This window comes from Kribbella orskensis (genome assembly GCF_004342085.1).
Lineage (GTDB): Bacteria > Actinomycetota > Actinomycetes > Propionibacteriales > Kribbellaceae > Kribbella > Kribbella orskensis.
In genome coordinates, this window is record NZ_SLWM01000005.1 from 495,571 (window position 1) to 503,297 (window position 7,727).

Genomic DNA, 7,727 nt, shown 5'->3' on the forward strand with positions numbered 1-7,727 from the left:
CGTCCGGCGCATCGAGGTCTGCCCTGATCCGACGGTCCGTACTGGCACTGATCACCGGATGGGCGAATCCAGTGGACAATGCGTGCATGGGCCTCAGGTTTTGGCCGATCTGGCTCGCGACCGCCGTGTGCGCCGCTGCCGGACTGGTCCTTGCCCTGAGCGCGTTCCACCCGGCCGGCGATGGGTGGCCGGTGGCCGTCTATCTGCTGGCGCTGGTACCTCTCGCGCTGGCCTGGCTACTCGCCGTACGTGCGCCTGCTTCACCTGTTGGCGCGGCAGTGGCTTGGCTGGCCGCGTCCCTGCTCGTCATCCCCGCGCTCGATGCCTGGGGCCAGATGCCCTGGTCTGCAGCGGACTTCGCCAATGCGCTGAGCGCGGTCGGCTGGCCGTGGCAGCTCACCGGCTTTCTGGCGCTGCTGCTGGTCTTCCCGGACGGGTTGCTCGCCGGTCGCCGCTGGATGGTCATCGCCGTCGGCGTCCCGGTGTCGGCCCTCGTTGTCGGCGTGGCGATGACCGTCACGATGGACTACGGCGAGCCCCACGTCTTCACGGCTCCCGTGCTTGTGCCGGAGCCGATCGCGATGCCGCTGATGATCGGTGCGCTGACGTTCCTCCTGGCCGTGGTAGTTGCCTGCAGCATCAGTATCGTGCTGCGCTACCGGCGCGGGAACGAGCGGACGAAGCAACAGTTGCGCTGGCTGATACTGGCGACCGGTGCCGTGGTGGCCTTGATGGTGGCCAGCTGGATCGTCAACGCCTTCGGATTAATCGGCGAGGCGGCCTATTCGGCTTTCCTGCTGGGGATTCTGGTCCTCGTTCCGGCTGCCGTCGCCATCGCGGTACTACGGTACGACCTGTTCGAGATCGACCGGATCCTGAGCGACTCGGTGGCCTGGGTGCTGACGACGCTGATCGCCGCCGGGCTGCTGGCGAGTGGTGTCGTTCTCACTGGGTACGTGGCCGGGCGGGACTCCGTGATCGGGCTGACAGGCTCAGTGTTCCTGGTCGCTGTCCTGGTGCTGCCGTTGTATCGAAGGATTCATGGTGCGGTCGGAAAGCTGCTCGACCGCGACCGGACTGTGCTGGTGGCGCAGATCGAGCGATTCGTCAAACAGGTGCGTGATGGATCGGCCGAGCCCGAGGAGGTCGAGCAAGTGCTGAGGTCCGCGGTCCGGGATCCCCAGCTGACCTTGCTGCTGGCCGATCCGGCCGGGACCGGGCTGGTGGATCTGACGGGCACCGGGCAGGTGGCGGGAGATGACCGGGTCGGGGTGCCGCTACGGACCACCAGTGCGGACATCGGCGTCATCCTGGTTCGTCCCGGCTCATTGCGCCGCCTGCGCCGGGCGAAGCTGGCCGCGTCGGCCGCGCGGTTGCCGATCGAGGTCAGCCGGCTCCGGATCGGGCTGCGGCGGGCGCTGACCGAGGTGGACGAGAGCCGTCGACGCCTGGTCTCGGCCACGATCGACGAACGCCGCCGGCTGGAACGCGACCTGCACGACGGTGCCCAGCAGCAACTTGTTGCCATCGGCATGCAGTTGCGGGCTGCGCAGTACCGGCTGCGACCGGACGACCCGGTCTCCGGCGATCTCGAACTGGCCGTCGAACGGCTGGAGGCCACGGTCGGCGAGCTCCGCCGACTTGCCCACGGCGTACGGCCCGCCAGCCTGGACGACGGCCTTCCTGCCGCGCTGGCCCGGCTCGGCGCCAAGTGCCCGTTGCCGGTCGACTTCGTCGTCGAGGAGACGACAAGCTCCGAAGTCGTCACGGTGACCGCGTACTTCGTGGTCGCGGAGGCGATGGCGAACGTCCTCAAGCATGCACGCGCATCCCGGATCGGCATCACCGTCCAACGTCACGGCAACCGCCTGCACGTCGCGGTGATCGACGACGGGATCGGCGGCGTACCGGTCGACGCCGGTCTGACCGCCTTGCGGGATCGCGTCGGTTCCGTCGGCGGCCGTCTGACTGTGACCTGTGGACCAACGGGCGGTACGACGGTCGAGGCGGTGCTGCCGTGCGCGTCCTGATCGCGGAGGACTCGGCGCTGTTCCGGGAAGGCCTCGCCGGGTTGCTGACCGCCGCGGGGCACGAGGTGGTGGCGTCCCTGGCCGGCGCGGACGGCCTGGTCGACGCGGTCATTGAGCACGAGCCCTCGGTCGCGGTGATCGATGTGCGGATGCCGCCGACGATGACCGACGACGGAGCAGAGGCGGCCCGCGAGATCCGGCGGCGTCGACCGGAGCAGCCGATCGTGTTGCTGTCGCAGCATCTCGAGACCCGGCACTCCGTGCAGTTGGTGTCGACCGGGGCGTTCGGATATCTGCTCAAGGATCGGGTGCTCCGGGTCGAGGACTTCCTCGACGCTCTCGAACGGGTCGCCTCCGGTGGTTCTGCGCTCGACCCGGCCGTCGTCTCGGCACTGCTCGCTCCCCGGCGATCGGAGCTGGAACCCTTGTCACCAAGGGAACTGGAGGTACTCGGTCTGGTCGCCGAGGGGCACTCGAACGCCGCGATCGCCGGCAAGCTCTTCGTCACCGACCGCACGGTCGAGAGTCACCTGCGCTCGATCTTCCAGAAGCTGGCGCTCGACGAATCGGCGGCCACGCATCGCCGGGTGCATGCGGTGCTCACCTATTTACGGGCCTCAGGCAACGCCTAGGACCCTGTCCCGCAACCGCTCCAGGCGTACTGCGGCGGCACCGCGGTAGGCGGAGCGCCGTACTGCGGCCAACGGGCCGGCGTGTTCGAACGAGTGAGCGACCACCCGTCCTCGAGCAGCTACTCACCGCGCTCACGGAAGCACCGGAACCTGCCAGCTCATCTCGATCCGGCCCGGGTGATCGCGGTGTACTCCAGCCAACCACTCAGGCCGGGGCGAGCCGGCAGCGTGTACCGCACGCCGACAGCGAGGGTGGCAGGACCGTCGAAGCTGAGGAAAGCCTCGTTCCACAACGGCAGAGCGAGGGGTCGAGCAGTACGTCGGCAGGTGATCCGTTGATGGCGAGACTCGCTTGTTCCATGGGTTCAGCCCTCCTGGGCAGCACGCCGCCGAGCCAGAGCCTGTCCCGCGGAAAAGGCATTTGCGACCGCGCGCAGTGTGGTGATGGTCTCGTCCACCGGTTGTCCGGCGACCAGTTGATCGATGGCGTCGTGCAGTGCGTCCTCGGCCACGACGATGCGTTTGCTGAGCGCTTTGCCCTCAGCGGTCAGGCTCAGCGCCAGGCAGCGCCGGTCGTCCGGATCGGTGTCGCGTTGGACCAGCCCTTGGCTGACCAGGCGATCCACCAGTCGGCTGGGGCTGTTACCGGTCTCGCAGACGGGCATCCCGCCGAGTGCGCTCGGGGTGAGCGGCCCGTGGCCGCGAGCACCAGCCCCAACTCGGCATCGGTCCGCGCCGAACCGGTGTGCTCAACCCACGCACCTTGGACACGATCTGCACCGCGACCGCCCCGGACGCGGTCCAAACCCTCCGCACAAACCGCGACGCCACGCAAGCAGGCTATCCAAGCAGCGTTCTAGTAACCAAAACAGCCCGACCTCAGCGACAAAGACGCAGGTAACCGGCCTGCCGACCGTCAAGTCACCACGGCGTGGCACGAGTCAGGTCAGACGTGTCGGCTTCCAGCACGTCCATGCCATACGCCTAGTCACGTTACCGGGAGGCAGAGCCGGTCTTCCTCTGCCTCGGCGCCGGTTCCGTGACGAGCCTGGCCGTCTCCACGCAGCCGCTGACCACGCGCGCGGGCAGATTCCGACGGCCGCCAACAGAAGGACTCGGTCACGTCTGGCGGATGGCGAGACCGTCGATCTGAACGAGCTTGCCGGTGGACCTGGTGGCGATCCGTAGTGTGCCGCTGATCGCCGAGGTCTGTGCCGGAATACCGATCAGCACTTGCCGCTGCGTCGTGGCGGCGTACAGGTTGATCGTCGTGAGGTACCGGGTGCCGAGATACACCGCCACGACTCCGCAGGCGGAGCACTTGGTGGCCAGCAGATAAGCCCGCTTCATCTTGACAGCCCGGGTCAGCGACGCGTCGTACCTGGTGCTCGAGGTTGACGTGCTGTAGTAGAGGCCCGCCGCCGTACCGCGGATCCAGCCGGCACCGGCGCTCAGCGAACGGTCGTCCAGTGGCCTGGAAAAACACCTCTCGGCGGTCCAGGCCGACGTGTTGCCGACGAGATCGCGGGCGCGGACGGAGACGCAGTATTCATACCCGCCTGCCAAAGCGAGGACGTAGCTGCGTCCTGTCGTTCCGGCCTTCGGATACACGTAGTTGCTGAAGGCACCGGACGACGATGCCGTCCGATAACGAAGGTCGTACGAGGCGACTCCTGAGGAGTCGGTTGCCGTGTAGGTCACGGTGGCGCTCGGCGCGACGGTAGCCGCGAAGGTCGGGGCGACGATGGAGGCCGCGGGAGCGGTCGCGTCCACCGTGAAGGCGCGCGCCGCAACGACCTTCCGGCCGAAGAACGTCGGTCCACCCGGCTCCTGGGCGATCACGCGCAGGGTGTGCGGTCCGCTGGTCAGCCCGGTCGGGCGGTACGGCGATGCGCAGCTCACCGGGGCGCGTTCGTCGATCTGGCAGGTGATGGTCGACCCGCTCTGCAACCCGCTGGTGTCGAACGCGATCGACGGCGACGGACCCGTGACGCCGGGCGTTGGCTTGATGAGGGTGGCGAGACCTTGCCATTGGAGGTCGTGAATGGTCTGGTCGGAGGCCGACTGCAGCAACAACCTCGGCATGTCCGGGACGCCGGCTGACACCGGAACGGCATGGATGCGGTCGAGACCGGACTGACGGCTGAGTACGCCGAGCTGGTTCGCGTCAGGCCGCCAGGAGACTCGCAGGATCGACGACGGGGGAAGCTCCGCACTGAGCCGGGCGGTGCCGCCGGTCAGGGGCATGATGCCGACGCGGTTCGACTGACCGGCAGGAACGAACGCGAGCCATCGGCCGTCGGGGGATGCCGCCGCGTGCGTGGCTCCGTTCGCACCGGACAGGATGGCGATCCGGGTGCCATTCGCCCGGGCCGCTACGCGGGCAAGTGGCGCTCCGCTGATCCGGGAGTCACGGACGATCAGAGACTGTGCGTCGGGATGCCAGACCGGAAAGTCGAGGGAGCACCCGACCCGAGCCGGAACGCCACCCGTGGCGGGAACGATGTCCACACAAGAAGCCGTGCCGTCCTTGGTCGTGTAGGCGATCCGCGTGCCGTCCGGTGACCAGGCCGGCGTGTGGATGGCCGCGGCAGTTACGACGCGGGTGACCGGGTGGCTGCCCGGCCCGCCGGCTCGGCGGGTCCAGAGCACAATGTTCTCGCCCTCAGCGGTCGTATACGCCAGGCTCCGGCCGTCCGGTGAGACAGCCAGTTCGGCCCGGCTGGAGGAGGGTGCGTCCGAGCCGATCGGAACGACCTGGATTCCACCCCAGATACCGACCGCTCCGAGCGTCGAGTCCGCACCCGTCGGCGCGCTGAAGACTGCGATCTGTTCCCTTGACGGCGCCGGCTCGATCGGGAAGGTCCGCGGTCCCTCTCCGAGTTCGTTGACAGCGGACACCGAGTAGAAGGCGCCCGGTGTCAGGTCGGGATCGATCCACTGGTGGCGGTCAGCGGGCAGCTTGTACTCGGTGATGGTGTTGTCGACGTGGCGACGTACGACGAAGCCCTGCACCGGCCTGGCGCCGTCCTGGCTGGGACCGGTCCACGAGAGGTCGACGCCAGTGAGCGTCGCCACCGCTTCGACCGAATCCGGAGCCGACGGAGGGGACTCTCCGGCTGCGACGGCCCTGATGTGACGGTATTCCTGGCGAGTGGAATCGAAGATGCGGAACCACGCATCGAGCTGGTACGTGGTGGTCGCCTTGAACGTGATCGTCATCGTGCAGCTCGACGCGGGCGGCAGTGGTGCGCTGCAGTCGTCCCGAACCCCCCATCGGTCCGAGTAGCCCGAGGTCAGCTCGGTCCGGGCGATGGTCAGATCAGTCGTCCCCGCGTTCGTGATGGTGATCGGGCGCCCGGCAGTGGTCCCGACCAGCACCCGGCCGAAGTCGACGCTGTAGGAACTCACCGAGATCGCGGAATAGGGCTCGGTGCTATTGACGCGGATCTCACCGACGACCTCTTCCCTGCCCGCACCGCATGGCCAGAACGAGAACCATCCGGACATGAGGGCGATCTGCAGATCCGCGGTGTAGGCCAACTGGGTGATCGTGAGCTTTGCGGAGTCAGGCACGCCGCAATCAACTTCGCCCTGGCGCAGCCGGAAGACCGGAACATAGCTGCCGGGGCCCGGCAGCAGCGCTGGCAGGGTGACCTGAATGTCGCCCGCGGACAGGGTTCGGGTCACCCCCTCCGGTTGACCTGCGACGACTGACGTCGCTACCTCGTTGGTTAGTGGGGAAATCCCGTTGTACCCCGGGTTCACATCGATGGTGAGCGCGTTGACCGAGCCGGTCACGGGATCCTGCAGCGGCCGGGTCGCCGTGATGATGCCGCTGGTCTGGCTCGCGCCGACCTCGTTCCTCGCCACGACGTAGTACTCGTGGCTCTCACCGGGCTGCAGGTTGGCGTCGATCCAGTGGTGGACCGACGGATCTACAGGGCCCGAGATGTCCTCCCAATGCCCGTTCTTCCGCTGGCGCATGACCACGTAGCTCTCAGGCGGGCTGTCGAGGTTGTCACTCGGCGGTTCCCACTTCACACCAGCCGCGCCGACGACCGGGAACGATGTCGCCGACCGCGGCGCCCCGGGGACGCTGGTGGCGGCCTGCGCTCCGTTGAATCCCGGCAAGAACGTAGCGAGGGTCGCCACGACGACCAGCACCGCACCGAGTACTACCTTGCGCTTCAAAGTCCCCCCAGGACATCAAAAGCGGCCCCATCGCGGGCGGATCCTCGACGGCGGCCGACTGCAGAGAAAGTTATCGCATCAACGCGCAGATCTCATCCGCTCAGCGACCGTGCGGCTGGGCTCGCCAATCTTCGCCGACACCGTGGGAGGCTTCCGGGACACCCAACAAACGTCCGCAAGGATCCGCGGCTGGCGCGGCAGCCAATCGACAGCGAGCTACGCCGAGCAACTCGGTCGCGAGTTGCAAGAGATTCGCCGCGCGGCCACGCCAGCGCTGCACCATTGCGTCGCCCAGGAAGGAAGACTCCGCACGCGACCGCCGCCCGCGACTTCGTGCGACGCCGGACGAGACCTGCACCCTTGACCCTGTTGATCTGCGAAGTGATCTCAACTTCGTTCGTTTCGAAGTCAGCCTGCTCCCATCGATTGCACCACGACGACTGCCGGTTGCCTGACTGAGCCGAGCTCGGAGAATCGAGCGCACGCAGCACCGCACGCACCGCGGCATGAAGGATGCAAACGGCAGGCCTTTAGGCACTCACTTGCCCGTGCATGGCTGCCGTTGACAGCCCCCACGAGCCGAGTTGCAGAGGGCTGGAACATACGGGAGGCGGTGCGGGCGGTGTAGCAGTCAGTGCAGCAACATGTCGCTACAGCCGCCGCTCTGGGCGGGCGTCGAGCACCGGCTAGTGCGCTCGGCACCAGAGCCGAGTGCGACGTTCCAGCGATCTGAAAAGCGGAAGGTCGGCGGTTCGAGACCGCCCCTGACCACACTTCTGATGCGATGAAGGAGCGGGGCCTCCGCTCCTCGTGGGTTCCCGGCGGATGCTGGGGTTGCTCACGCTTCACGACGAAGGAGGCCCCTGATGGA

4 protein-coding genes are annotated in these 7,727 nt (G+C 67.5%); 2 read left to right on the plus strand and 2 right to left on the minus strand.

The annotated features are described in order from the left end of the window. Positions 1-86: 86 nt before the first annotated feature. Entirely contained in the window at positions 87-2,030 is a 1,944-nt protein-coding gene (locus tag EV644_RS17815; RefSeq protein WP_158292854.1) for a sensor histidine kinase, read from the plus strand. Beyond that, positions 2,018-2,662, plus strand: coding sequence for a response regulator transcription factor (locus EV644_RS17820; protein WP_132189372.1), 645 nt, complete (start codon positions 2,018-2,020; stop codon positions 2,660-2,662). The genes EV644_RS17815 and EV644_RS17820 overlap by 13 nt, the downstream gene beginning before the upstream one ends. 365 nt (positions 2,663-3,027) lie before the next feature. Here the strand turns inward: EV644_RS17820 and EV644_RS17830 are convergent, their stop codons facing one another. Both EV644_RS17830 and EV644_RS17835 read right to left on the minus strand, forming a co-directional pair. Further along, positions 3,028-3,327: a winged helix DNA-binding protein gene (locus EV644_RS17830; RefSeq protein ID WP_132189373.1), complete on the minus strand. Its 300-nt coding sequence runs from the start codon at positions 3,325-3,327 to the stop codon at positions 3,028-3,030. 454 nt (positions 3,328-3,781) lie between these two features. Further along, positions 3,782-6,856, minus strand: coding sequence for a fibronectin type III domain-containing protein (locus tag EV644_RS17835; protein WP_132189374.1), 3,075 nt, complete (start codon positions 6,854-6,856; stop codon positions 3,782-3,784). Positions 6,857-7,727: the final 871 nt, after the last annotated feature.